The organism is Mangrovimicrobium sediminis (genome assembly GCF_004745945.1).
GTDB classification, from domain to species: domain Bacteria; phylum Pseudomonadota; class Gammaproteobacteria; order Pseudomonadales; family Halieaceae; genus Mangrovimicrobium; species Mangrovimicrobium sediminis.
Genome location: NZ_SRLE01000011.1, coordinates 112,789 through 136,052 on the forward strand (window position 1 = coordinate 112,789; position 23,264 = coordinate 136,052).

Annotated in this window: 24 protein-coding genes, 1 tRNA gene and 1 pseudogene; 22 read left to right on the forward strand and 4 right to left on the reverse strand. The window is 58.0% G+C overall.

The features are described from left to right. Positions 1 to 70 precede the first annotated feature (70 nt). The 4 genes from E4634_RS15810 (at position 71) to E4634_RS15825 (ending at position 3,483) form a co-directional block, all read left to right on the forward strand. Complete coding sequence (locus E4634_RS15810; RefSeq protein WP_135445626.1) at positions 71 to 655, forward strand: uracil-DNA glycosylase family protein; 585 nt, start codon at positions 71 to 73, stop codon at positions 653 to 655. Between the two features lie 267 nt (positions 656 to 922). After that, complete coding sequence (locus E4634_RS15815; RefSeq protein ID WP_135445627.1) at positions 923 to 2,161, forward strand: porin; 1,239 nt, start codon at positions 923 to 925, stop codon at positions 2,159 to 2,161. Next, positions 2,161 to 2,727, forward strand: a complete 567-nt coding sequence (locus E4634_RS15820; RefSeq protein ID WP_135445628.1) for an FMN-binding protein — start codon at positions 2,161 to 2,163, stop codon at positions 2,725 to 2,727. The genes E4634_RS15815 and E4634_RS15820 overlap by 1 nt, the downstream gene beginning before the upstream one ends. Continuing rightward, complete coding sequence (locus tag E4634_RS15825) at positions 2,728 to 3,483, forward strand: PepSY-associated TM helix domain-containing protein (protein WP_135445629.1); 756 nt, start codon at positions 2,728 to 2,730, stop codon at positions 3,481 to 3,483. Here E4634_RS15825 and greB read toward each other — a convergent pair. Beyond that, positions 3,468 to 3,971 carry a transcription elongation factor GreB gene (gene greB, locus E4634_RS15830; RefSeq protein ID WP_135445630.1) on the reverse strand — a complete coding sequence of 168 codons (504 nt, stop codon included), beginning with the start codon at positions 3,969 to 3,971 and terminating at the stop codon, positions 3,468 to 3,470. The two genes, E4634_RS15825 and greB, sit on opposite strands and share 16 nt — an antisense overlap. 74 nt (positions 3,972 to 4,045) lie before the next feature. Between greB and E4634_RS15835 the strand changes: the two genes are divergently transcribed. From E4634_RS15835 to E4634_RS15865, 7 genes are all read left to right on the forward strand, one after another. After that, a complete protein-coding gene (locus tag E4634_RS15835; RefSeq protein ID WP_135445631.1) occupies positions 4,046 to 4,879 on the forward strand; it encodes a M23 family metallopeptidase in 834 nt (277 codons plus the stop codon). 107 nt (positions 4,880 to 4,986) lie between these two features. Further along, positions 4,987 to 5,172, forward strand: a complete 186-nt coding sequence (locus E4634_RS15840; RefSeq protein WP_135445632.1) for a Trm112 family protein — start codon at positions 4,987 to 4,989, stop codon at positions 5,170 to 5,172. Between the two features lie 4 nt (positions 5,173 to 5,176). Continuing rightward, positions 5,177 to 5,524 carry a histidine triad nucleotide-binding protein gene (locus E4634_RS15845; RefSeq protein ID WP_135445633.1) on the forward strand — a complete coding sequence of 116 codons (348 nt, stop codon included), beginning with the start codon at positions 5,177 to 5,179 and terminating at the stop codon, positions 5,522 to 5,524. A gap of 27 nt (positions 5,525 to 5,551) precedes the next feature. Further along, positions 5,552 to 8,152 (forward strand): alanine--tRNA ligase, encoded by a 2,601-nt coding sequence (alaS, locus tag E4634_RS15850; RefSeq protein WP_135445634.1) that lies wholly within the window; start codon positions 5,552 to 5,554, stop codon positions 8,150 to 8,152. A gap of 149 nt (positions 8,153 to 8,301) precedes the next feature. Then, positions 8,302 to 9,543 (forward strand): aspartate kinase, encoded by a 1,242-nt coding sequence (locus tag E4634_RS15855; protein WP_135445635.1) that lies wholly within the window; start codon positions 8,302 to 8,304, stop codon positions 9,541 to 9,543. Positions 9,544 to 9,716: 173 nt separating this feature from the next. Continuing rightward, the gene (csrA, locus tag E4634_RS15860; RefSeq protein WP_135445636.1) at positions 9,717 to 9,914 is read left to right on the forward strand and encodes a carbon storage regulator CsrA; all 198 of its coding nucleotides are present in this window, start codon (positions 9,717 to 9,719) and stop codon (positions 9,912 to 9,914) included. 134 nt (positions 9,915 to 10,048) lie between these two features. After that, positions 10,049 to 10,139 (forward strand) — tRNA-Ser (locus tag E4634_RS15865). A gap of 199 nt (positions 10,140 to 10,338) precedes the next feature. Here E4634_RS15865 and E4634_RS22080 read toward each other — a convergent pair. From E4634_RS22080 to E4634_RS15880, 3 genes and pseudogenes are all read right to left on the reverse strand, one after another. Beyond that, positions 10,339 to 10,959: pseudogene (locus E4634_RS22080) on the reverse strand (tyrosine-type recombinase/integrase); the annotation flags it as partial. Between the two features lie 298 nt (positions 10,960 to 11,257). Next, positions 11,258 to 12,514 carry a type II toxin-antitoxin system HipA family toxin gene (locus E4634_RS15875; RefSeq protein ID WP_135445637.1) on the reverse strand — a complete coding sequence of 419 codons (1,257 nt, stop codon included), beginning with the start codon at positions 12,512 to 12,514 and terminating at the stop codon, positions 11,258 to 11,260. Then, the gene (locus E4634_RS15880; protein WP_135445638.1) at positions 12,507 to 12,791 is read right to left on the reverse strand and encodes a helix-turn-helix domain-containing protein; all 285 of its coding nucleotides are present in this window, start codon (positions 12,789 to 12,791) and stop codon (positions 12,507 to 12,509) included. Before E4634_RS15880 ends, E4634_RS15875 begins: the two co-directional genes overlap by 8 nt. Before the next feature lie 319 nt (positions 12,792 to 13,110). Here E4634_RS15880 and E4634_RS15885 point away from each other — a divergent pair, with 319 nt between their 5' ends. The 11 genes from E4634_RS15885 (at position 13,111) to E4634_RS15940 (ending at position 23,263) form a co-directional block, all read left to right on the forward strand. Then, the gene (locus tag E4634_RS15885; protein ID WP_135445639.1) at positions 13,111 to 13,512 is read left to right on the forward strand and encodes an MbcA/ParS/Xre antitoxin family protein; all 402 of its coding nucleotides are present in this window, start codon (positions 13,111 to 13,113) and stop codon (positions 13,510 to 13,512) included. Further along, a complete protein-coding gene (locus E4634_RS15890) occupies positions 13,509 to 14,201 on the forward strand; it encodes an RES family NAD+ phosphorylase (protein ID WP_135445640.1) in 693 nt (230 codons plus the stop codon). Before E4634_RS15885 ends, E4634_RS15890 begins: the two co-directional genes overlap by 4 nt. 5 nt (positions 14,202 to 14,206) lie before the next feature. Then, entirely contained in the window at positions 14,207 to 14,809 is a 603-nt protein-coding gene (locus E4634_RS15895) for a 3'-5' exonuclease (RefSeq protein ID WP_135445641.1), read from the forward strand. Between the two features lie 82 nt (positions 14,810 to 14,891). Beyond that, positions 14,892 to 16,520: a hypothetical protein gene (locus tag E4634_RS15900; protein WP_135445642.1), complete on the forward strand. Its 1,629-nt coding sequence runs from the start codon at positions 14,892 to 14,894 to the stop codon at positions 16,518 to 16,520. A gap of 5 nt (positions 16,521 to 16,525) precedes the next feature. Further along, positions 16,526 to 18,643 carry a RecQ family ATP-dependent DNA helicase gene (locus E4634_RS15905; protein ID WP_240725214.1) on the forward strand — a complete coding sequence of 706 codons (2,118 nt, stop codon included), beginning with the start codon at positions 16,526 to 16,528 and terminating at the stop codon, positions 18,641 to 18,643. 31 nt (positions 18,644 to 18,674) lie between these two features. Beyond that, positions 18,675 to 20,063 (forward strand): DNA-processing protein DprA, encoded by a 1,389-nt coding sequence (locus E4634_RS15910; RefSeq protein WP_135445643.1) that lies wholly within the window; start codon positions 18,675 to 18,677, stop codon positions 20,061 to 20,063. Between the two features lie 273 nt (positions 20,064 to 20,336). Beyond that, entirely contained in the window at positions 20,337 to 20,639 is a 303-nt protein-coding gene (locus E4634_RS15915; RefSeq protein ID WP_135445644.1) for an integrative conjugative element protein, RAQPRD family, read from the forward strand. 9 nt (positions 20,640 to 20,648) lie between these two features. Further along, positions 20,649 to 20,879, forward strand: coding sequence for a TIGR03758 family integrating conjugative element protein (locus E4634_RS15920; protein WP_135445645.1), 231 nt, complete (start codon positions 20,649 to 20,651; stop codon positions 20,877 to 20,879). Positions 20,880 to 20,976: 97 nt separating this feature from the next. Continuing rightward, positions 20,977 to 21,354 (forward strand): TIGR03745 family integrating conjugative element membrane protein, encoded by a 378-nt coding sequence (locus tag E4634_RS15925; protein WP_135445646.1) that lies wholly within the window; start codon positions 20,977 to 20,979, stop codon positions 21,352 to 21,354. Positions 21,355 to 21,386: 32 nt separating this feature from the next. After that, positions 21,387 to 22,412 carry a PFL_4703 family integrating conjugative element protein gene (locus E4634_RS15935; RefSeq protein ID WP_240725215.1) on the forward strand — a complete coding sequence of 342 codons (1,026 nt, stop codon included), beginning with the start codon at positions 21,387 to 21,389 and terminating at the stop codon, positions 22,410 to 22,412. Beyond that, complete coding sequence (locus E4634_RS15940) at positions 22,412 to 23,263, forward strand: TIGR03749 family integrating conjugative element protein (RefSeq protein ID WP_135445648.1); 852 nt, start codon at positions 22,412 to 22,414, stop codon at positions 23,261 to 23,263. Before E4634_RS15935 ends, E4634_RS15940 begins: the two co-directional genes overlap by 1 nt. Position 23,264 lies beyond the last annotated feature (1 nt).

The following is a 23,264-nucleotide window of genomic DNA, read 5'->3' on the forward strand; positions in this document are numbered from 1 at the left end:
CTACCAGCCGGGTACCCGCGCGGCAATTGGCGGGGGCGGGCGGCGACCACCCCCCGGGGGGTAGGCAAGCATGGCTGAAACCCTGCCACTGCAGGACCTGTTGGCCGCCGCGCGGGCCTGTCGCCACTGCGAGGCGCAGCTGCCGCTGGGGGCCAACCCGGTGCTGCGCGCCAGCGCCAGTGCGCGGTTGCTGATCGTCGGCCAGGCCCCGGGCACCCGGGTGCACGCCAGCGGCATTCCCTGGGACGACCCCAGCGGCGACCGCCTGCGCCAGTGGCTGGAGGTGTCGCCCGAGACCTTTTACGACGAGTCGCGCATCGCCATCGTGCCAATGGGGCTGTGCTACCCGGGTAAGGGCAAGTCCGGTGACCTGCCGCCGCGGCCCGAGTGCGCACCCCTGTGGCACGCGCCGCTGCTGGCGCAGATGCCGCGCATCGAGTTGATCCTGCTGGTGGGTCAGTACGCCCAGGCCCACTACCTGGGTAAGTCCCGCGAGACCCTGACCGAGCGCGTGCGCCGCTGGCGCGATTTTGGCCCGCGCTTCCTGCCACTGCCGCACCCCTCGCCGCGCAACACCCTGTGGCTGCGGCGCAATGCCTGGTTCGACGAGGAGGTCGTGCCCGAGTTGCGCCGGCGAGTGGCCGGGCTGCTCTGACCCTCCCTCTCCCGGCCCTGTAACCCGGCTGTCACATACTTGTTAATGAGAAATATTGTTATTAACATTACTTCCCGCAGCAGCGGTGGGGTCTTTCCGGCTTACCAGCTCTGCTCCGCAGCCGGCCAGAGAGGCGGTGCAGGGGCCGTGTTGGTGAGCTGCTCGTGTCGGTCGTTCGCCCGGAAGCGATGAACCGACGACAGGACAGGCATCCGGCACAGCGGCAAACAACAACACGAAGCACGGAAGTTATAGGGAAGTAAGCTCATGAAGCAGATTGGCGCTGGCCTGGCATTCAGCCTGTTGGCCGCTCACGTGGCCCAGGCCGCGACACCCACCCCGGAAGAGATGTGGGAGATCATCCAGAAACAGCAGGCCCAGATCGAGGCGCTGGAGAAAAAACTCGCGGACGCGGACCGCCGGCTGGAACAGACCGACGTCAAGGTCGAAGCCACCGCCGACATGGTCGAGGAGCAGGTGGCGGCCGGCGCCGGCGGCAGCGGCGGCCTGGGCAACAAGACCACGCTGGGCGGCTATGCAGAGCTGCACTACAACAACCTGGACAACAACCGCGATGGCGGCAATGACAAGGACCAGCTGGACCTGCACCGCTTCGTGCTGTTCCTCGGCCACGAGTTCAGCGAGAAAACCCGCTTCTACTCCGAACTGGAAGTCGAACACGCCCTGGTCGAGGGCGGCGAGGACAGCGGCGAGGTCGAACTCGAGCAGGCCTACATCGAGCACGACCTCGGCGCGCACACCCGCGGCAAGGCCGGCGTGTTCCTGCTGCCCGTCGGCCTGCTCAACGAAACCCACGAGCCGGATACCTTCTACGGCGTCGAGCGCAACAACGTGGAGAGCCGCATCATCCCCACCACCTGGTGGGAGGGTGGCCTGGCCCTGTCCGGCGAGTTTGCCCCGGGCCTGAGCTACGACGCCGCCTTCACCTCCGGCCTGAAGCTGGATGCGGAGGAAGGCCAGTGGAGCATTCGCAGCGGCCGGCAGAAAGTCGCCGAGGCCGATGCCTCCGACCCCGCCTACACCGCGCGCCTGAAATACACCGGCATCGCCGGCCTGGAAGTGGCCGCCTCGCTGCAGTACCAGCAGGACCTCTACCAGGGCCAGCTGAACGACGAGGTGGACGCGGTGCTGTACGAGGCACACATCGCTTACCAGGGCGGCCCCTTCGGTCTGCGCGCCCTGTGGGCGAGCTGGGACATCGACGACGGCATCAACGACTTCCGCACCGGCGCCGACGAGCAGACCGGCTGGTATGTCGAGCCCTCCTGGCGGCCGCTGAAGAACCTCGGCTTTTTTGCCCGCTACAGCGAGTGGGACAACCAGGCCGGCGGCGGTGGCGACACCGAGTACAACCAGTGGGACGTGGGCGTGAACTACTGGCTGGAAGAGACCGTGGTCTTCAAACTCGACTACCAGGTGCAGGAAGCGCCGGACGGCAGCGACGAGTACGAGGGCTTCAACCTCGGGGTCGGCTGGAGCTTCTGATGCCGGGCCGCGCACGCCTGTCGCGCCTGCTGGCCTGCGCCGGTTTTTACCGGGTGCCCTGCGCGCTGCTCGGCGCATGGCTCAGTCTTGCGCTGGCAGTCGCGCCGGCGCACGCCGAGGAGTACCTGAGCCGCGACGCGTTTCTCGCCGCGGCGTTCCCCGGGGCCGAGCCCCGGGCGCAGTCGCTGTGGCTCAACGGCGAGGCCCGCGATGCAGCCCAGGCGGCTGTCGGCTGGGTGCCGCCGGCCCTGCGCATCCGCTACTGGCGCGAGGGCGAGCGCACCGCGTGGATTCTCGAGGATATCGGCAAGGAAAAACCGATCACGCTCGGCGTCACCGTGCATGGCGATGCCATCGAGCGGGTGGAGGTGATGGCGTTTCGCGAAAGCCGCGGCTGGGAGATTCGCTACCCCTTCTTCACGGAACAGTTCCAGGGAGTGAGCCTGGGTGAGCAGGGCGATTTGTCGCGGCGTATCGACGGCATCACCGGCGCCACGCTGTCGGTGCGCGCGGTGGAGCGCATGTCGCGCCTGGCCCTGTGGCTAGACGCGCAAGTGGACGCCTGAGTGCGTCGTCGCCAGCGTATCGTCGGCTTCCTGTGGCGCTGGCACCGGCGCCTCGGGTTGGCGGCGGCCGCCCTGGTGCTGGTGTTGTCGGTTACCGGCATCGCGCTCAATCACACCGAGGGCCTGGGGCTGGACCAGCGTTTCGTCAACGCCGGCCTGCTGCGCCAGTTGTACGGCGTGGCGCCGCACGCGGGGACAGCCTTTCGCGTCAACTCCCGCTGGCTGTCGCGCTCGCCCGCGGGTGAGCTGTACCTGGATACCCAGGCGGTGGCGCCCTGTCGCGGTGCCCTGGTCGGCGCGGCGTTTCTCGACGAGGTGATCTACGCGGCCTGCGCCCAGGAACTGGTGTTGATCACCGCGCAGGGGGAATTGCTGGAATCCCTGGGCAGCGCCTCGGGGGTGCCCGTGCCGCTCACCGGGCTGGTAATCGCCGGTGATGCCATCGCCCTGGGCGCGGCGGGCCGCTGGCACCTGGCGGACCTCGACGCCCTGCGCTTCGACACGCCCCCCGAACAGGACGCGGCAATCCTGCAGGCGGTGCCGGTAGAATTGCCTGACGCGATCCGCGCGCAGATTCCTCAGGGGCCGCAGTGGCTGACCTGGGAGCGCGTATTGCTGGACCTGCACAGCGGCCGCCTGGGCGGGCCGTTGGGGGTGTGGCTGGTGGATGCGCTGGGCGTGGTGTTGAGCCTGCTGGCGGTCAGCGGGTTTGTGATCTGGTGGCTGCGCCGGCGGCGGCATCACACGCCGTCGTAGTGAATACCCGTGACCCAGTAGTGCTTTTCCCCGGCCGGGCTGTGCAGCACGACCTCGTCGTCGAGGCCCTTGCCGAGCAGGCCGCGCGCCAGCGGGGAGTCCATGCTGAGCTTGCCGGACTTCACGTCGAACTCGTCCGGGCCGACGATGCGCCAGCGCTGTTCCTGGCCGTCCTCGTCCTCCAGGGTGACCCAGGCGCCGAAGCGCACCTTGCCGGTGTCCGCGGGTATGCGGTCGACGACTTCCAGCTCGTCGAGTCGCTTGCGCAGGAAGCGCACCCGCGAGTCGATCTCGCGCAGGCGGCGCTTGCCGTAGATGTAATCGCCGTTTTCCGAGCGATCACCGTTCTTGGCCGCCTCGTGTACGGCGGAGGTGACCTGCGGGCGCTCCACCTTCCACAGCTGGTGCAGTTCCTCGCGCAGGGTTTGCTCGCCCTCCGGGGTGATATAGCGGGAGCCGCGCTGGCGCGGTGGTCGGTAGCGTCCCATGGTTCCTGGTTTGGTATCGGTGGTTGTGAGAGCGGCCATTGTCCCCCGCGTGACCAGCTCCTACAATCCTGTCCATGAAACTGAAACCACTGATTTTTACGCTCGCCATTCTCCCCCTGCCGGCACTCGCCCAGTGTCCCGACCTGCACGGACGCCTGGTGCAGGGCGGGCTGGTCTGGGGGCAGGTCGCGCCCGGCAGCGAGGTAAGCCTCGACGGCGAGGCGCTGGATGTTCTGCCCGACGGCACCTTCGTCGCCGGCTTCAGCCGCGATGCCGCGGCGCGCTCCTCGCTGACCGTGCGCGGCGCGACGAATTGTGATGCGACCCTCGAGGTAGACGCGCGCGAGTACAACATCTCACGCGTCGAGGGCGTGCCACAGGAGACGGTGACACCCTCGGAGGAGCACCTGGCGCGCATCCGCCGCGAGGGCGCGCTGGTGGCGGCGGCCAAGGGCCAGCGCTACCGGCGTCCGGAGTGGCTGGAGGCGGCGCTGGCCGGCTTTCGCTGGCCGGCCATCGGGCCGGTGTCGGGCGTCTACGGCAGCCAGCGCATCTACAACGGCACGCCGCGCAGCCCGCACTACGGCGTCGATGTGGCCGTACCCACCGGCACGCCCGTGTACGCGCCGGCGCCCGGCGTGGTGACCCTGGCCGAACCGGACCTGTTCTACTCAGGCGGCACGGTGATCCTGGACCACGGCTACGGCCTGTCCTCATCGTTCCTGCACATGAGCAAGCTGCACGTGAAGGTCGGCGAGGAACTGGCCGCCGGCGATCTGCTGGGCGAAGTGGGGTCCAGCGGCCGGGCCACCGGCCCGCATCTCGACTGGCGCATGAGCTGGCGCGACCGCCGGGTGGACCCGCAGTTGCTGGTGCCGCCGATGCCGGCCCCCGAGTCCGCGCCCTAGTCCGCGTCCTGGCCCGCGCCACAGCCCGCGGCAGCGCAGGCTTCGCTATGGCCGCTTGCCGGGAAATACCCGTATAATGTGCGCCTTTTGGCGAGCCCTAAGAACCCATGATCGACAAGAAATTACTCAGCATCCTGGTCTGCCCGGTGAGCAAAGCGCCGCTGGAATACGACGAGGAAAAACAGGAACTGGTATGCAAGGCATCAGGCCTGGCCTACCCGGTGCGCGACGGCATTCCGGTAATGCTCGAATCCGAGGCGCGCCAGCTCACCGCGGACGAGAAACTGGGGTAAGACCATGACCGACACGATCTTCGGCAAGATCATCGCCGGCGAGATTCCCTCGGAGTTTATCTACGAGGATGATCACTGCATCGCCATCAATGACATCGCGCCGAAGGCGCCGGTGCACGTGCTGGTCATCCCGAAAAAAGCCATTCCCCGGCTGGTGGATGCGCAGGCCGACGACCAGGCGCTGCTCGGCCACCTGATGCTGGCCGCCGGCCGCATCGCCGAACAGCTTGGCGTGCAGGATGCCTTCCGCCTGATCGTCAACAACGGCGAGGGCGCGGGCCAGACCGTGTTCCACCTGCACCTGCACATCCTGGCCGGTATGGCCATGCCCGAGGGCTTCATGGCCGGCTGAGCGCGCCGGTCACAACAGAGACACGCTATGAAAACCGTAGATATCCGCGAGGCTTTCCTGGAGTTTTTCGAGCAGCACGGGCACACCCGTGTCGCCTCGAGTTCGCTGGTGCCCGCCAACGACCCGACCTTGCTGTTCACCAACGCGGGCATGAACCAGTTCAAGGACACCTTCCTCGGCAGCGACCCGCGCGACTACACCCGCGCCGCGTCCAGCCAGCGCTGCGTGCGCGCCGGCGGCAAGCACAACGACCTCGAGAATGTCGGCTACACCGCGCGCCACCACACCTTCTTCGAGATGCTCGGCAATTTCAGCTTCGGCGATTACTTCAAGCGCGAGGCCATCGCCTTCGCCTGGGAGTTCCTCACCGGCACCCTGGGCCTGCCGCCGGAGCGACTGTGGGTCACCTGCCATATCAGTGACGACGAGGCCGAGGCGATCTGGGTCGAGGATATCGGCTTCCCCAAGGAGCGCATCTCGCGCCTGGATGAAGACAACTTCTGGCAGATGGGCGACACCGGCCCCTGCGGTCCCTGTTCCGAGATTTTCTACGATCACGGCCCCGACGTGCCCGGCGGCCCGCCCGGCAGCGAGGACGACGACCTCGACCGCTACATCGAGATCTGGAACCTGGTCTTCATGCAGTTCAACCGCGACGGCGAGGGCACCCTCAACCCGCTGCCCGCGCCCTCGGTGGACACCGGCATGGGCCTGGAGCGTATTGCCGCGGTCATGCAGGGCGTGCACAGCAATTACGAGATCGACCTGTTCCAGGCATTGATCGACGCCGCCGCGGGCATCCTCGGCGTTGCCGACCGCGAGGAAAAATCCCTGCGCGTGATTGCCGACCACATCCGCTCCAGCGCCTTCCTCGTGGTCGACGGCGTCATGCCCGGCAACGAAGGGCGCGGCTACGTGCTGCGCCGCATCATCCGTCGCGCCATCCGCCACGGCAACAAACTGGGCGCCAGCGAACCGTTCTTTCACAAGCTGGTGAAAACCCTCGTCGAGCAGATGGGCGGCGCCTACCCGGAACTGGCGAAGCAGCAGGCGCAGGTGGAAAAGGCCCTGCTGGGTGAAGAGCAGCAGTTCGCCAAGACCCTCGATAACGGCATGCAGATTCTCGAGGAAGCACTCGACGGCCTGCAGGGTGAGGAAATCCCCGGCGAGGTCGTGTTCAAGCTCTACGATACCTACGGCTTCCCCGTCGACCTGACCAACGACATCGCCCGCGAGCGCGGCCTGCGCCTGGACCTGCCCGGCTACGAAGCGGCGATGGCGGAACAGCGCGCGCGCTCCCAGGAGAGCGGCAGCTTCAAGGTCGACTACAACGCCGTGCTGCGCCTGGACGGCCACACCGAGTTCACCGGCTACGACAGCCTGCACGGCGAGGGCACGGTCACCGCGCTGCTGCGCGACGGCGAGCCTGTCGACAGCCTGGGTACGGACGAGGAGGGCGTGGTGGTGCTCAGCAATACGCCGTTCTACGGCGAGTCCGGCGGCCAGGCCGGCGACACCGGCTACCTGTCGGCAAAGGGCGTGCGCCTGGAAGTGACCGATACCACCAAGGCCACCGACCAGCACCTGCATCACGTGAAAGTGCTGCAGGGCAGCGTGAGCAAGGGCGACGTGCTGGAAGCGCAGGTCGACAGCTCCCTGCGCCAGCGCACCCGTCTCAACCACTCGGCGACTCACCTGCTGCACGCCGCGCTGCGCGAAGTGCTCGGCGACCACGTGCAGCAAAAAGGTTCGCTGGTGGATTCCGAGCGCCTGCGTTTCGACTTCTCCCACCCCGAGCCGGTGACCGCGGAACAACTCAAGGCCATCGAGAATCGCGTCAACGAACAGGTGCGCGCGAACACGCCGGTGACCACCCGCCTGATGGGCATGGAGGACGCGGTCGCCGCCGGCGCCATGGCCCTGTTCGGTGAAAAATACGGCACGGAAGTGCGCGTGCTGAGCATGGGGGTCGACGACTTCTCCGTGGAACTGTGCGGCGGTACCCACGCCGAGCGCACCGGCGATATCGGCCTCATGCGCATCAGCGCTGAAAGCGGCGTGGCCGCCGGCGTGCGGCGCATCGAGGCAGTCACCGGCGCCGCCGCGCTGGCGCAGCTGGATGCCGCCGAGGAGCGCCTGGATTCAGTGTGTAAAGTCGTCAAGGGCACGGCCGATACTGTCGTCGAGAAAGTAAGCGCGCTGCGCGCGGAGAACCGCGAACTCGAGAAAGAGATCGCCCGCCTCAAGCAGAAGCTGGCCACCGGTGCGGGCAGCGATCTGACCGCTGGCGCGGTGGAGGTTGCCGGCATCAAGGTGCTGGCCGCCAACGTGGATGGCGCCGATGCGAAATCCCTGCGCGACACGCTGGACCAGGTGAAAAACAAGCTTGGCTCGGCGGTCGTGCTGCTGTCCGCTGTGAACGACGACAAGGTCGCTCTCGCCGCCGGCGTGACCAAGGATCTGACCGACAAGGTCGCCGCCGGCGACCTGATGCGCGAGTTCGCCCAGCGCCTCGGCGGCAAGGGCGGCGGACGCCCGGACATGGCCCAGGGAGGTGGCACCGATGTCGCCGCATTACCCGAAGTACTCAAGGCTGTACCCGAGTGGGTAGGCGATCGGCTATCCTGAGCGCGGGCCCCATACCCCAATCGCGTTAGATTAGTTCGGGGCAGTTTATTTTTTGTTTTTTGTGTTGTTAAATTACGCCCTTTTTGCTCGTCGCAATTCTTGCGAAAAATCGTGGGAAACGCCGGGCAAGCGGGCTGAATCGAGATTTCATGAGCCTGATCGTACAGAAGTTCGGCGGTACCTCCGTCGGTAGCATTGAGCGCATTGAACAGGTTGCGGAAAAAGTCGAGAAATTCCGCATGGACGGGCATTCCGTCGTGGTGGTGGTCTCGGCAATGTCCGGTGAGACCAACCGGTTGATCGACTTGGCGAAGCAGATCCAGGAGCGTCCGGTTCCGCGCGAACTTGACGTGTTGGTGTCAACAGGTGAACAGGTGACCACTGCGCTGCTGAGCATGGCGCTGGACAAGCGCGGTGTGAAGGCCAAGAGCTACAACGGCAGCCAGGTGCGCATCCTGACCGACGATGCACACACCAAGGCGCGCATTCGCGAGATTGACGACGCGCGCCTGCACGCCGACCTCGACCAGGGTTACGTGGTCGTGGTGGCCGGCTTCCAGGGCGTGGACGAGAACGGCAACATCACCACCCTCGGTCGCGGCGGTTCAGACACCACCGCGGTGGCGCTGGCAGCGGCCCTGAAGGCGGACGAGTGCCAGATCTATACCGACGTGGACGGCGTGTACACGACCGACCCGCGCGTGGTGGACGGCGCCCGGCGCCTCGACCGCATCACCTTCGAGGAGATGCTGGAAATGGCCAGCATGGGTTCCAAGGTGCTGCAGATTCGCGCCGTGGAATTTGCCGGAAAGTACAGCGTACCCCTGCGGGTACTGCACAGTTTCCAGGAAGGACCTGGAACCTTGATTACACTTGAGGACGAGACAGACATGGAAACGCCGACCATTGCCGGTATCGCGTTCAACCGCGACGAGGCAAAACTGACGGTCAGGGGAGTCCCGGATATGCCCGGCGTGGCATATCGCATACTCGGTCCGGTGGGCGAGGCCAATATCGAAGTCGACGTGATCGTGCAGAACGTCGGCGGCGACGGCACCACCGATTTTTCATTTACGGTCGGCCGCAACGACCTGCCGCGGGCACGCGAAGTGCTCGAGACAACCGCCGCCGAAGTCGGCGCGGGCGAGGTGACGGCCGACAGCAAGATTGCCAAGGTATCCGTAGTGGGTGTAGGGATGCGTTCCCACGCGGGTGTGGCCAGCCAGATGTTCCGCGCGTTGGCGGACAACGGCATTAACATCCAGATGATCACGACCTCTGAAATCAAGATCTCAGTGATCATCGAGGAGAAGTACCTCGAACTCGCAGTGCGCGCCTTGCACTCGTCGTTCGAACTGGACCGGGAACCCCGGGATGAAAACGCTGCCTAAAGTGTATCCCGCAACGAACGATAGTAGTCTTACTGCGTCCTTCGTTTGCACTTTTGTCAGCATGGTCATTGAAGTTACTCGGGACATCCCAAGGGCGCTGTGAGTAAAACGGCCCATGGGAGCTGCTGGTGTGCCTCGTGCACGCCAAGCGGACGAGAGATTGGAGAAACTATATGTTGATACTTACCCGCAGAGTGGGTGAATCGCTGATGGTAGGGGACGACATCACCGTCACCGTACTCGGCGTCAAGGGGAATCAGGTACGCATCGGGGTCAACGCGCCGCGCGACGTGGCTGTACACCGTGAAGAGATTTACGAACGCATCCAGGACGACGAAAACCACCCCAAAGCCGCCCTGAAGAAGGACTAATCCCCCCGCATTTAAAGCCGCTAAGGCTTTGATTCTTCCACCATTGTGGTATCATGCCGCGCCTGTGCCAGAGGGGGCTACAGCGGGGCATTTCTCCTGCCGAATCCTTTAAAACTGAGCACTACTATCTTTTTGGAGAGCTGGCCGAGTGGCTGAAGGCGCACCCCTGCTAAGGGTGTATAGGCTTATACCCTATCGAGGGTTCGAATCCCTCGCTCTCCGCCATATAAAGGGTTGATTTACATAAAATAAGATCTCTACCCTGTCCGGCTTGGGACCGTTTCGGGACCAAGCCCTTTCCCACCCCCAAACGCTCCGACACAAATTGCGCCATACCTGTAGCATCTTCGGAGATCCATCTGCCGTAGTGCTCATCGATCATACGGGTACTGGTGTGGCCGACCTGACGAATAATCCACTCCTTCGGAATACCGGCCGTCAGCAGCTGGCTGATGAAGGTGTGGCGCGCATTGTTCGGCCCGCGGTAGCGCACTTTGGCTTTTTTAAGATGCGAGCTCCAAAAGCAATTTCTGACCGTGCCATCGGATCTGTGCGGCTTCATCGTATTGCTGTTTAAAAACACCACGCGCACTTCTTCGTCGAAGGTTTTTTTGTTGTCTCGTGACGTCACTTTCAGACGACGCGGTGCCAGCTCTTCTGTGTAAGGACGCTGCGCCTGCAGCCATTCCAGAGCCGGCGTGATCAGTTCTACCTCCCGCGTGGAACGTTTGGTTTTGGTTTGCTTGAAGCGTCCGCCGACTTTCGCGCGGCACACCTTGACCGTTCCGCGCTTGAGGTCGATGTCCTCCCAGGCGAGCGCAATCAATTCGGAGATTCTGAGCCCAGACCAAAAGGCGAAACCCATCATGTGGATTTCCTGCTGCCGTTTGGTCGGCGTCCACAAGATGGTTTCGATTTCGGTTTGAGTAAAAGGGTCGGGATCTTCCCGGTCACCGAGTGGCAGTTTATCGATGGCCTCTACCGGAGAGTCGTTGCGCACGTTATGTGCTTTAGCATCTTTGAAAATGCCGCGCAGAATAATCATGACTTCGTTGATGGTTTTGTTGGAGAGTCCGACGAGGTCCAGTGCGATCAATTTCTCGATTTCTGTTTTCGTGATCGATGCGAGCTGGTGCGAGCCCCGACGAGGACGAAAGTGATCTTCGATTTTGGATTTGTAATTCACATAGGTTGAATGCGCGGACCGGACTTTCTTACTGCCAACCGAAAATTAATGTCGCCGATTATGTCGGCTCCTTGCCTTGGCCACTTGGGATAAAGTGGCACACCCATCTCCTTAAAATGCTGATGCGTAGTGCTGTGTTCGTTGAGCACTTTGCCAATCACAGTGATTCTTCGATCGTGCGCCGACACTGTTTCATCACGATCTGTTCGATCCGTTGCAGTGCGGCGTAGTCTCCGTACAGTCTTTCGAAAGTTTCTCGCGTCGGTTGCAATTGTTCCAGCAATTGAGCCGCGACATCCTGAACCTGACCCTGGAGAAATCGAGGGCGCACACCACAATGTTGCGCAAGTGTCTCCCAGTGTTTCCGGGAAACGACACCGGGGTTGCGTTCATCCCCAACGGAAAATGCCAGATGGTAGTCAATACGTTCAATGGCACGGGTGCAAACCAGGTCATAAAAAGGCGCTAAGCGAGTTTCGCCATTGCCCTCGTACAGCAGAGAAAGGTTTTTGGTATGTCCATCCGAATTGCCTGCCAGCACGTTGAAGATTTGCCAGCGCAGCAAATACTGCAGATCGTTGGCCGGATCACTGGAAACGTCCTGGACCAGCCGATAACAATCGGCAAAAGACGGACCGCCATCCGCCTGGTACTTGCGTTCATGCCCTAAGCCTAATGCCTGGCAAAAATCCTCCTGATGTAGTCTCACAATCTGTTTGTGCTTATTACTGCGTCGGTCATAGCGTTCAATCAAGGCATAGTGCGTATCTGCGATGGATCGCAGCTGGATATCGACGACCGGCAAACCAATAGCCCCGGCCAGCAGTGTGGTGAAGGTTTCGTATGCGGGCAGGTGGCGGTAATCGGACAATTCAAATTTGAGGATATGGCTGGAAGGCGATTCATTTTTAGGCAGCCAGTAAGCGCCATTCCTGACCAACAGCGGACACTTGTCCTGCGCTCCGGCTAGAGACAGTCGCGGGCGTTCGTTTGCGCTCCACGTGTATACCTGACCACGACGTGCCACCAGATTGGCGAGATCTTCATCCGAGACCTTGTAGTACTCGTACTCAGTGGATGGTTGATATTCCGCTTGCAAAACGGACAATGCCCCTGCGCATTCGCCGCCGATGGCCCTGAGCAGATCAAAATCGGTATTGGAGATTTTTAGATCGCGAACAATCTGGTCGCGAACGCCACCCTCCGGCAGCAGGTTGGCGAAGAAGCGGTGGGCGAGCCCTGCTTCGGGCGTAATATCCCCGTGTCGCAGGGGCAATGTATGGGAAATTGCAAACCCGCCCTGTGTCAGCCAGTCTTCTTCATAGCGAAAGCCGATCTGCCCCTGGGTATTGCGCCACAGGTAGCCGACAAGCCGTTGATCGCTCCAGACGTTGAGGCCATCCGGATCAAGCATGGCTTCCTCCTTCGGGCTCGGGTGGGGGTTTTAGCGGAGCATGCCCGCGGGGCTGGACGACCACTTCCAGGCCCAGGGTGCGCAAAGCCGTGAGTACTTTGCCCAGTTCGGCTGTTTCTTTGCCGCGCTCGAATTCGGATAAAAAGCGGGTACTCAGGTTGCCCAGCCCCGAGATCGTTTCCAGCGTTAGCTTTCGCTGTTTCCGGTGAGCGCGCACCAGTTTACCGAGATCCTCAGCGGTTCGGATTGCACCGTATTGCACCTGATCTTGAGCCATAATCTGTCCAGAAAAGTGAGCGTACGGTAATAAATAGCATGAATGCACCGTTAGGACAGTTAATTTTTACCGTGCGTGATAAATATATGGAGGTTAGCTTGCTTGAGCACATTTATATCACGCACGGTAAAAATCTATGGCCTCCTTGGTCATCCAGCCATTTTCGCTGGCGTTTGCCTTCGCGGTCACCATCATCGCCAGCGCCTTCAAAAAAGTACCTCTGATACAATTGACTGTAACAATACAGCCTGCTAGCCTGTATTTATCTACTGTAACAGTACAGTCTTTGATAGGGTGACGAGGTTGAAAGGAGGTAAGCATGATCGCTCAAGCTGAACAACTGCTGCAACGTGGTTCCAGTGTTACCAGCGCGTTGCTGCCGGCGATTTTCACTATCTTCAGCCAATGGCGCCTGACCGGTGCCCAGCAGATGACCCTGTTGGGGCTCAGCAACGAGAAGACCCTCTACAACTGGAAGAGCCAGCCGGAAAAGGCCAAGTTGACGCGGGATCTGCTGGAGCGGGCCAGCTACATCCTGGGGATCTACAAGTCCCTGGAAATCCTGTTCCCCGATCCGGCGCTGGCCGACCAGTGGCTGGCAACGCCCAATGACAATCCGCTGTTCAATGGCACTGCACCGCTGGACCGCTTGCTGGCCGGCCAGGTGGTGGACCTGGCGGTAGTGCGGGATTTCCTCGATGGTCAGCGGGGTGGCTGGTGATCGATATCGACACCCTGCCTGGCAGTGAGGTCAATGGACCAGCCTACCGGATCATACTGTCGCGCTACCCCCAGATTCACCTTTTCGAGCGCGTCTCCAATCCCCAGGATTGGGACGTACTCTACGCCGTCGAGTCCCTGACCAATCCCAGGTTGCGCGATGAAGTCGGTGACATTCGCCTGGTACCACCGGAAGACCGTGTCTATGGCGATGGCGCTTCCTGGATCATGGCGGCCTTCACCCACCCGCCGGTTGATGGGCGGGGTGGTCGCTTCAATCGGGACTTCGGTATCTATTACTGCGCCGCCGATGAGGTGGTGGCCATCGCTGAATCGGCTTTCCATCGGGCGCGCTTCCTGCGGGAATCTCGCATCGACAAGACCACCCAGGACATGCGCGTGATTCGTGCGCATGTGGGTCCGACGACTCTCCACGATGTACGTCATCTGGTCGGCGACGCGATCTACGATCCCGATCAATACGGTGAAGCCCAGCAGCTCGGTGACGCCCTACGTGGTGCACGGAGTTTCGGTATTCACTACCAAAGCGTGAGAGCGGAAGGGGAGTGCTATGGGGTGATGCGCGCTCGAGCACTGTCTGATGCGATTCACTGGCGCTATCTGCGTTACCACTATGATCAGGGGGCTATCGTCCACGTGGAATCACTCGATGGAAGTGGCAGGAGGTGATGGCGATGCATAAAGAGCTGCTGTGGATCTTCACCCAACTGCCGGACGATTACATCGTCCTCGATACCGAAACCACTGGACTCCCTGACGAAAATGGCCTCCCGGATATTGTGACGCTCGGCATTACCGTCGTGAGGCATCGGGAGATTGCAGCATCTGTCGAATTTCAAATCCGACCGCAGAAGCCAATCTCGGCAGAAGCGCAGTCGATTCACGGGATTTCCAACGAACAGGCAGCCGAATTCGAACCCTTCGATTCACAGTGGCAACCGATTGCCGAGTACCTGAAGGACCAACTCATAGTCATCCACAACGCCAGCTTTGACTGGCCTATCCTGCTGGATTACGTTGATCGATACGGGTTGGAAATGCCGCGCATTCAAGGGGTGTTCTGCAGTCAGAAAGCAGCTATTCCCTGGGCGCAGGCGACCGGCTTGCTGTGCAGCCACCGAGGACCATCGTTAGATACGTTGACCAAGGCACTTGGCATTGAAGATCTCAGGGCAAAGATCGGTGGAACTCATGGAGCGGGATCAGACAGTCTGCAGAGTGCTTTGGTGGTGGAAGCCATTAGGGATCAGCAAAGCGAATCGGAATTAAGCGATTGATCCTGAAGTAGATAGTTCAACTAGAAGAATCAGATTAAAGGCTGGATATGGAAGTTAAACTGTGGGAACGGAATAAATGACTATGCAATTGGATGACCAGACGCTCCAGGTACTATCAGCAACTAAAATCCAGAAAGATCATTACAGGACAATGGCCGCTGTTTGGTTAATATCCATCAGTGCGCTATCACTGACTGCATTTTGGATGTTCTTTAATCTGCCGTTACCCCCTTATGCGATAGTTATTCTTGGCTTGTTATGGGGCGCAGCATTCGGCTTCAGTCTTTTTTATGGTATTTCCAACGGATTGGGTTTTCGTAAGACTTCTGAGTTGCTTCAGACATTTGATGAGGGATGGGGGCGACTTTCTCAAGCAATAAATGACGGAACATCCGCGGCGCTAGCTTCAGCCGTGAAAGCGTTGAAAGAGAAGAAAAATAATCTATTGCAAAGCCTCATACAAAATCGCGAAGAACACCTTAAAGAACTGATCGATACACGTTATCGCGCTGAATTACAGCAGCAATTGGAAACGGAAATTAAGCAATTTGAAGAAGGCTATCTTCAGCAAGCTACCAACATTCGAAACCAGCATCCGCTCTACAAAGCCTACTATGCCCTTGAATCATCCGAAAACTATTTGAAGCAACGACGCGTTGAGATAGAAAAGCAATGGGATGAAGCCATGAGCAAGATGTCATGGTGGAATCAAATCAAGTATGCCGGCTCATTGGATTTTAAAGACCTCGACAAAAGTATCAGAGAAATTGATACAGCAAAACGACTTTTACTGCGCAAGCATGAGCAGGATTTTGACAGTCTCAATATCCATTATGGAGAGTTGGCCAAGAAAGCATTCGAGCGGGTAGTCAAGACAAAAATCAGTTCTGAAGAATTTATTCAACAGTGCCATTACGAAGATGCCGTAGGCCAGGATGTTCTCAAAAAAGGATATTTTTTCGCCTTTCTCTCCATTCCAGTCTCACTTTGGAGCGATGTTAGCAGGGCGGGTGATATCTATGATGTCCTAAGGTCCGTTAATGGAAATTATGCTGGCATGAGCGATGCGGAAATTTGGTGGGAATCCTTGTTTTTACAACCAGAAAGCCTCGCTGGATTGATCAGCTTAACCAAAGGTGCCTACCTTGAACGACTGGTAGCCGAAGATACGGGCGGTCAACTCTTTGAGCACTTCAATCATCCCGATACGGACATTGTCATTGATGGGGTGGCCTTTCAGATCAAATCCACTGGCAGTGTCGATTATATCCACAGTGTCTCCGATGGCGTTCCCATTATCGCCACTACCGAAGTGGCCAATCTTACAGATGCAATAGACAGCGGTTATTCCAATGAAGATCTCCATGAAGTGGTCAGTCTGGCGCTCGGCGGTGCTGTCATTGACGCCGGAGATACAGCCGTTGATGCCATTTTATCCGGTGTGGGTGGGTTGGGTGTATTTGCAACGCTGGAGGGTATCAGTCATGCCGTCGAGAAGCATGAAAACGGCGGGGATCCCATAGAAGCCATGTTTGAAGGCGCGGGTATTGCCATCGAGGGCACAGCGAGAGCAGCGGTTAACACGGTGGAGTTGGGTTATAAGGTTTTATCCTCTCGTCCCTCACGTTTTGTCGGGCGCGGGTTGCTAAAAGCTTTCATTGCCTTGGACAACAAACTCATGGCAGCAGGGCAGCCAGATAACAAGCGATAAACACTATGCAAAACACCATGGAAGAAAACACATTGTATGAACCAGCGCTGCGCCTGTTACAGACAATGACGGGCAATGCTTCGGCTGGGTTCCATCAGCATCAGTATGAAGCTATAGAGGCTCTGGTAGCCCAGCAAAAGAAAATGCTTGTGGTACAGCGAACAGGCTGGGGTAAATCTGCGGTTTATTTCATTGCCACCTCACTGCTTCGCGGAATGGGTCGAGGGCCTTCGATTATTATTTCGCCTTTAATTGCCTTGATGCGAAATCAGATAAGTAGTGCTGAAACTCTTGGATTAAGGGTTGTAACTATTAATTCATCCCTGTCTCAAGCCGAACGACAACGTAATGAACAGTTAGTTATCACGCAACAGGCTGACGCTATTATTATTTCACCAGAGCAACTCGCCAATCAGAATCTGATTGAAAATGTACTGAGTTATGTTCTCTCCAATATTTGTTTGTTTGTGGTAGACGAGGCGCATTGTATTTCAGATTGGGGACATGACTTCCGCCCCGACTACAGACGAATAACACGTATTTTGCAATCTATACCCGGTAATCTTCCTATCCTTGCGACTACAGCCACAGCGAACGACCGTGTGATCTCTGATATACAATCCCAGCTCGGGGATGAGATGGTGACCTTACGTGGCTCCCTGATGAGAGAATCACTGTCACTTCAGACAATGACCCAATGGCCAAAAGCTAAGCGTCTTGCCTGGCTTTCAGAAATCATTCCACAGCTCAATGGAACAGGCATCATATACGCTAAAACCTTGAGAGACTGTGACACTGTCGCAGCTTGGCTGAGTAATAACGGAATCAGTGCTGCGTCCTATCACGGAGACATTGTCGCTTCTGAGCGTGAACGTTTAGAACAAGCGTTAATCACCAATCAGTTAAAAGTACTGGTTGCTACGTCTGCGTTAGGCATGGGATTCGACAAACCAGATATTGGTTTTGTCATCCATTATCAGGCCCCGGGTAATGTTATCGAGTATTACCAACAGGTCGGTCGAGCTGGTCGGGGTATTGATGCTGCCGTCGGTGTATTAATGTTGGGTGAAGAAGACGCACATATTCAAAACTTTTTCATAAGAAGTGCATTCCCGGCTGAAGAACAGGTCGAACAACTATTGGGTGTTCTCGCCAATCACGACGGCTTAAAAAAAGCTGACATTGAGCGGTATTGCAATCTTTCTTCCGGCGACATTGAAAAAGTACTCAAATTTCTCGCCGTAGAGGATCCATCCCCCATTTATAAAGAAGGATCAACCTACTCAAGGACGCCTCATCGCTATGCGCTTCCTCATGATCGTATCGAGCGGCTGTCGAGTATTAAAGAAGGCGAATGGCAGCAATTACTCGATTATCACCAATCGACGAGTTGTTTGATGCGGTATCTTGCCAATGCTCTGGATGACCGTCTTTCTGAAGATTGCGGAAAATGTCAGAACTGCTTTCCAGAAGGTAAGTTAAATCAAAGCGTCCTAAGAGAGCATGTGTTAGCGGCAAATGATTTCTTGCATCATCAATATGTTCCGATAAAGCCCAGAAAGCGGTTTGGTGCTTCAGGTGAGGCAGCACGTGCAGCCTTTGGGATCTATCAATTTCCTTATCAGAGCGCTCAATTGGAGGCCGAGCTCGGTTTGGCACTCTCACGTTGGCGCGATGGTGCATGGGGCGATCTTGTAGCCGATGGTAAACAGGCCAATGCTTTTAGTGATGAGCTGATAGAACCCATGATTAAAATGATCATGACGATACCGTTTAAGACCGCACCCACCTGGTTGTGCTATGTCCCTTCACTACGACATCCAACGCTGGTGAGCCACTTCGCCCACAAACTTTCACAGGCTTTAGGGATTCATTGTGCCGATACCGTCACCATGACAGAAATGCGGCCGCCCCAGAAAACCCGAGAAAATAGTTTCAGGCGTAGTGAAAATCTCGACGGTCTGTTCGTCATTGATGAATCACAGGTATACGCAGGCAGCGTGCTATTGCTGGACGACACGGTAGATTCCGGTTGGACATTTACCGTCGTATCCGCTCTGTTAAAGCAATACGGTGCCGAGCAAGTCTACCCAATAGCACTCACCAGTACAGCCAGAGGTTAGAGGTGGCACAAGTACAAAGGCGAATTGAGACATGAACATCGACAAAGTATTACAGGCGACATTGCTGCTAACCGTCTTCTTTAATAAAAGAGAGGTTAGAAATTTTAAACCGCTTACCCCGACGGAGTACGGCCGCTTTGCTGCGTGGCTTCATCAACAAGGCTTATCGCCAGCCGATCTACTCAATGACGCCGGTGAGGTACTCAAAACATGGGTTGACCCCAAAAATAAAATCACGGTCGAACGACTGATTGAGCTGCTTGCTCGCGGAGCCAGTATGGGTTTCGCGTTAGAACAATGGCAAAAACACGGCGTCTGGATGCTTTCTCGCAGCAGCAACGAATATCCGCGCTCAATTCGTAAGCACCTGGGAGATGCTCGTCCGCCGATTCTCTTTGGTATAGGCAACAAATCTTTACTCTATCGTCCCGGTATTGGCTTTGTGGGTTCTCGCAGTATTGAGGATGCTGATGCAGACCTCACCAAAAAGTTGGCCTGTCTGGCAGTTGACCAAGGCTACAGCGTGATTTCCGGTGGCGCTAAAGGCATTGATCAAACTGCCATGAATGCTGCACTGAATCATGGCGGCTTGTCAGTCGGTGTTTTGGCCGACAGCTTATTGAAAACATCCACTCTTAGAATCTATCGGGAAGCTATTCAGAATGGTCAACTGGTGTTGACCACTCCCTATTACCCGGAAGCGGGGTTCTCAACCGGTAATGCGATGGGGCGCAACAAATACATTTACACTCTGAGTCAGGGAGTGGTGGCTGTTAAAAGTGATTTTGAGAAAGGAGGAACCTGGACTGGAGCCATAGAGAATCTGAAAAAAGGCTGGGTCCCGCTGTTAGTGCCTAACACCGATACTACGGGGAATCGGCAGCTAATCAAGCAAGGTGCCATACCGATTGATGACAGCTTCGATAATTTTCAGGAAGCGATTGAAAACATTGTTCATTACACCGATGCAGCACTTAAGTCATCCAAGAATGTGGCTATTGAGAGCAACCTGTCCAGCACATCAAACCCTGGAGATTTGTCGCTTCAAATAGATGAGCCTGCAACGGATGCTGAGCTCGGTGATACCGAGCATGAAAATGTATCTCCATTGAGTGAAACAGTGTCCAGGCAAGAGGTAGACGTTGAGCCACAGCCCCAAATAGTGTCGAAACAACTTATCTCCCTTGTTGGCACACCGCTTGAACAGTACGGCAAGGTATTTGAGGTATTTCTTGCTGCCCTAATAGACATTGCTAACCGCAAACGGCATGTTAGTCCAGATGATTTGCAAGAAGTCTTTCCGGAATTATCCGCGAATATCATCAAAAAATGGCTTGCTGAACTCGATGAGCATAAATTGCTTATTCGAGAGAGTAGAAGGCTCAGCTACACACTTCCAGATCCGGGTTTATTTGAATGAACACGAATAGCGCTAAAATTTCGACAACCCTAGAGATATAGGACCACCCAGCGAGCTGTAATCTCAGGATGATTCGAGTAGTTTTTGTTTCTGGGCTGATTCCTGGCTAACGCCAGCCAGGAGTCCTCCCAGCAAGCACCCCAACGAAACGCCACGTCTTCGTTTCAACATAGATCGATTTAAACCACACCACCCACCGAATTGATTTCCCATCGCCCATCCTAGCTAACTCTCGCACTATGCCCCGTAACAAAACGCGGGAGCAGCAGTGCGATGAAACGCCATCTCTGGCTACCTTCTTTTCTCCTCATTGTATTAATGACCCCGGTAATCGCTTCGGCGGATACCGGTGCCGAGCGCGACGCCCTCGCAAAGGTCATCCATGATCTGAATGCCCTTGAGGCGGCTATAAAACAGGCCGAGGCGAATGCCAATCCGGATTCCCGTATCCGCTTTCGTTATGACTGGCTGCGTCAGGATCTGAAACAGATCAAGGAAGGTATCCAGGCCCACATCGACTCACCTCAGGCACACCCACGCTCGTTCCCGCCACTGCGCGGCGACTACCGTCGGTAGGCCCTGCTCATGACCGCTGCACAACATGCTGCATTCCAAGCTGGGTCCGGTATTACACCTGCGACCCTGTTGACTGCCATTGCATCGATCGTCCTGGTACTGGCCTTTGTCTGGGTTATTTGGGTTTCCATCGGCACATTTCGAGCCTGGCACGAAGGGCAGGCTACGGTCTTTGATCTCACCTGGAGCACGCTGAGGGCGAGCATAGTGTTGATGGTTCTGGGTTTCTATTTGCGGTGAGTCCCTTGACGCAACTCGGTCTGGACGAGCGGCGTGCCGCAATGGGATGCGGGGATGATCCCCATTTTAATCAGCGTTACAAGAGAGGACATTGGTTATGGATACATCAAACACACGATGTGGATTCAGGCAAAAGCGCGGGTGCTTCCGGGCTCTATTGCTGGCGACAGCGGCAGCGCTATTTCCTGTACCGCTTTGGGCGGTACTGCCGACGCCGGTGGCGCCAAGCACAGCGCCGGCCGCGGGTGACTGGATTGGCCTGATCCAGGGCTATATCAAAGACGGTGGTCTCGTACTGGGTCTGGCTATCGCAGTGCTTGGCTTCCTCTGGATCGCCTATCTGGGCTTCGCCAAATTCAACGAGGCACGCCAGGGCAAGGCGGAATGGGCTGAGGTGGGCGTGCTGGGCATTGTCGGAGCGATAGTCCTGATATTTGCCAGCTACCTCCTTACTGAAGCGGCCGGTGTCATTTGAGGCGCTGTACGCAAAGCCGCGGAGGAAAAGCGATGTCCAACGACCATGACGTTCTGGCGGATCGGCTGAATGCCGAGCCCGCCATTTTCAAAGGTTGCTCATCCTCGGAGCTGGGCACGATTGTGGGACTGGCTATAGCTGTGTGGTTGCCCCTCAGCTTGTTACTCGCCTGGTTGCTTGGCGCCATCACCATGGGGTTTGGCATCGCCGGTGTCGGTGTGGTGGCGACAGTGGTTGCCTTAGCCACGCTGTTTCAGCGGATCAAGCGTGGACGGCCTGAGGGATATTACCAGCAATGGTTGCGTATTCGGCTGCAGGCTCTGGGCTATCTCGTGCACCGTGGGTGTTACGCTCGGGGGCATGGGACGTCGGGAGGACGCAGCATGCGCCGTTATCGTCTCGAGATTGATAACGTCCGCGCACACCTCCGCTCTCTATGGATTGTCATCGGTTTGCAAGGGCTAATAATCCTCGCGCTCTGGATTGGCTGGAGTCAGGCACCGAAGCAATTGCGGGTCTATGTGCCGCCGGATCTTCGCTCTGGAGCAGTCCTGGCGGCGGAGGAGGTGCCTCCGGCCAATGTCTATGCGTTCGCGTTCTACATCTTTCAGCAGCTCAATCGCTGGTCTGAAAATGGTGCAACGGATTATGGCCACGCAATTTTCCGCATCTCGCCTTACCTCACACCGCGCTATCGCAATGATTTAATAGCCGATATGGAGCTGAAAGCGCGTCGCGGTGAGTTGGCATTCCGGGTGCGGGGCGTGCATGAAGTACCCGGCCACGGCTACGAGGAGCGCCGGGTCGATGTGTTGTCAGCCGATGTTTGGGTGGTGTGGCTGGATCTGGATTTGCTGGAGTCCGTGAAAGGTATGACCGTCAAGCAAACCAGTATTCGCTATCCCATCCGCGTGGTGCGCCAGGCGATCGACCCTGAAACTAACCCTTGGGGTCTGGCACTGGATGGTTATGGCGCCGATGGCCCACGCCGTCTCAGTAAAGCCGATCTGTCGGAGTCCGACTCAGACGGTGCAGCGGTCGACAAGGAGCCTTCGTAATGCCTGCCTCACACTATTCCACGCCAAGCCAGTGGATTATCTTAGTTCTGTTCTGGGTTCTTTCTGTTTCCAGTATTCAAGTTGCTGCGACACAAGAGACACCCTCCCGTGTCGATGAGATCGTCCCGACTGGCCTGGAGCGTGTGGTCTGGCGCAAAACACCGATCGCCATTCCGTTGGTCGTGGGCGAGGAGCGGCTGATCCATTTTCCCGGCTCGGTGAGTATTGGCCTGCCGCAGGCGCTGACCTCAACCCTGCGCAGCCAGAGCATCAACGGTACGCTCTACCTACTGGCGGGACAGCCATTCGAATCGACCCGTGTGATGGTGCGCTCTGAGAACGGCGGCCCCTTGTTTGTTCTCGATATTTCGGCAGCGTTGAACCTCGATGAACGACCCACACTCCCTGACGTGCAGGTGGTGTTGGATACGATTGAAGCGGAGGCGGAGGATGTGCCTTCTTATACTGTCACTGCCAACCAATTCAATCAATGGGGCTACGTCGCATTAACCCGCTTCGCGGCGCAACAGCTCTATGCACCCGAAAGACTCATACCCAATGTGCCGGGGGTGGTCGCCATACCCGTCAAAGATGCCCCTGTCGACCTACTTCGTGGCGGTAGCGTTGAAGCTGTGCTCGTGGCGGCCTGGAAGGCGGGATTGCGGTATGTCACAGCAGTGAGGCTGACCAATCAGACTTCCAAGCCGGTCATCCTGGATCCCCGCGAACTCCGCGGTGCCTGGTTGGCCGCTACATTTCAGCACAATCGTCTACTGCCCTCGGGAAGTGACGCAGATACCTCGGCAGTGTATCTGATCTCTGATCGGACCTTCGACGTGGCCCTTTGGTAAG

Coding starts and splice junctions, on each gene's coding strand:
- E4634_RS15940 (WP_135445648.1), top strand. CDS start 22,412: ATGCCTGCCTCACACTATTCCACGCCAAGCCAGTGGATTATCTTAGTT.
- E4634_RS15840 (WP_135445632.1), top strand. CDS start 4,987: ATGATCGACAAGAAATTACTCAGCATCCTGGTCTGCCCGGTGAGCAAA.
- E4634_RS15900 (WP_135445642.1), top strand. CDS start 14,892: ATGCAATTGGATGACCAGACGCTCCAGGTACTATCAGCAACTAAAATC.
- E4634_RS15885 (WP_135445639.1), top strand. CDS start 13,111: ATGATCGCTCAAGCTGAACAACTGCTGCAACGTGGTTCCAGTGTTACC.
- E4634_RS15915 (WP_135445644.1), top strand. CDS start 20,337: ATGAAACGCCATCTCTGGCTACCTTCTTTTCTCCTCATTGTATTAATG.
- E4634_RS15810 (WP_135445626.1), top strand. CDS start 71: ATGGCTGAAACCCTGCCACTGCAGGACCTGTTGGCCGCCGCGCGGGCC.
- E4634_RS15835 (WP_135445631.1), top strand. CDS start 4,046: ATGAAACTGAAACCACTGATTTTTACGCTCGCCATTCTCCCCCTGCCG.
- E4634_RS15910 (WP_135445643.1), top strand. CDS start 18,675: ATGAACATCGACAAAGTATTACAGGCGACATTGCTGCTAACCGTCTTC.
- E4634_RS15875 (WP_135445637.1), bottom strand. CDS start 12,514: ATGCTTGATCCGGATGGCCTCAACGTCTGGAGCGATCAACGGCTTGTC.
- E4634_RS15920 (WP_135445645.1), top strand. CDS start 20,649: ATGACCGCTGCACAACATGCTGCATTCCAAGCTGGGTCCGGTATTACA.
- E4634_RS15845 (WP_135445633.1), top strand. CDS start 5,177: ATGACCGACACGATCTTCGGCAAGATCATCGCCGGCGAGATTCCCTCG.
- alaS (WP_135445634.1), top strand. CDS start 5,552: ATGAAAACCGTAGATATCCGCGAGGCTTTCCTGGAGTTTTTCGAGCAG.
- E4634_RS15815 (WP_135445627.1), top strand. CDS start 923: ATGAAGCAGATTGGCGCTGGCCTGGCATTCAGCCTGTTGGCCGCTCAC.
- E4634_RS15925 (WP_135445646.1), top strand. CDS start 20,977: ATGGATACATCAAACACACGATGTGGATTCAGGCAAAAGCGCGGGTGC.
- E4634_RS15820 (WP_135445628.1), top strand. CDS start 2,161: ATGCCGGGCCGCGCACGCCTGTCGCGCCTGCTGGCCTGCGCCGGTTTT.
- E4634_RS15855 (WP_135445635.1), top strand. CDS start 8,302: ATGAGCCTGATCGTACAGAAGTTCGGCGGTACCTCCGTCGGTAGCATT.
- greB (WP_135445630.1), bottom strand. CDS start 3,971: ATGGGACGCTACCGACCACCGCGCCAGCGCGGCTCCCGCTATATCACC.
- E4634_RS15880 (WP_135445638.1), bottom strand. CDS start 12,791: ATGGCTCAAGATCAGGTGCAATACGGTGCAATCCGAACCGCTGAGGAT.
- csrA (WP_135445636.1), top strand. CDS start 9,717: ATGTTGATACTTACCCGCAGAGTGGGTGAATCGCTGATGGTAGGGGAC.
- E4634_RS15935 (WP_240725215.1), top strand. CDS start 21,387: ATGTCCAACGACCATGACGTTCTGGCGGATCGGCTGAATGCCGAGCCC.
- E4634_RS15905 (WP_240725214.1), top strand. CDS start 16,526: ATGCAAAACACCATGGAAGAAAACACATTGTATGAACCAGCGCTGCGC.
- E4634_RS15895 (WP_135445641.1), top strand. CDS start 14,207: ATGCATAAAGAGCTGCTGTGGATCTTCACCCAACTGCCGGACGATTAC.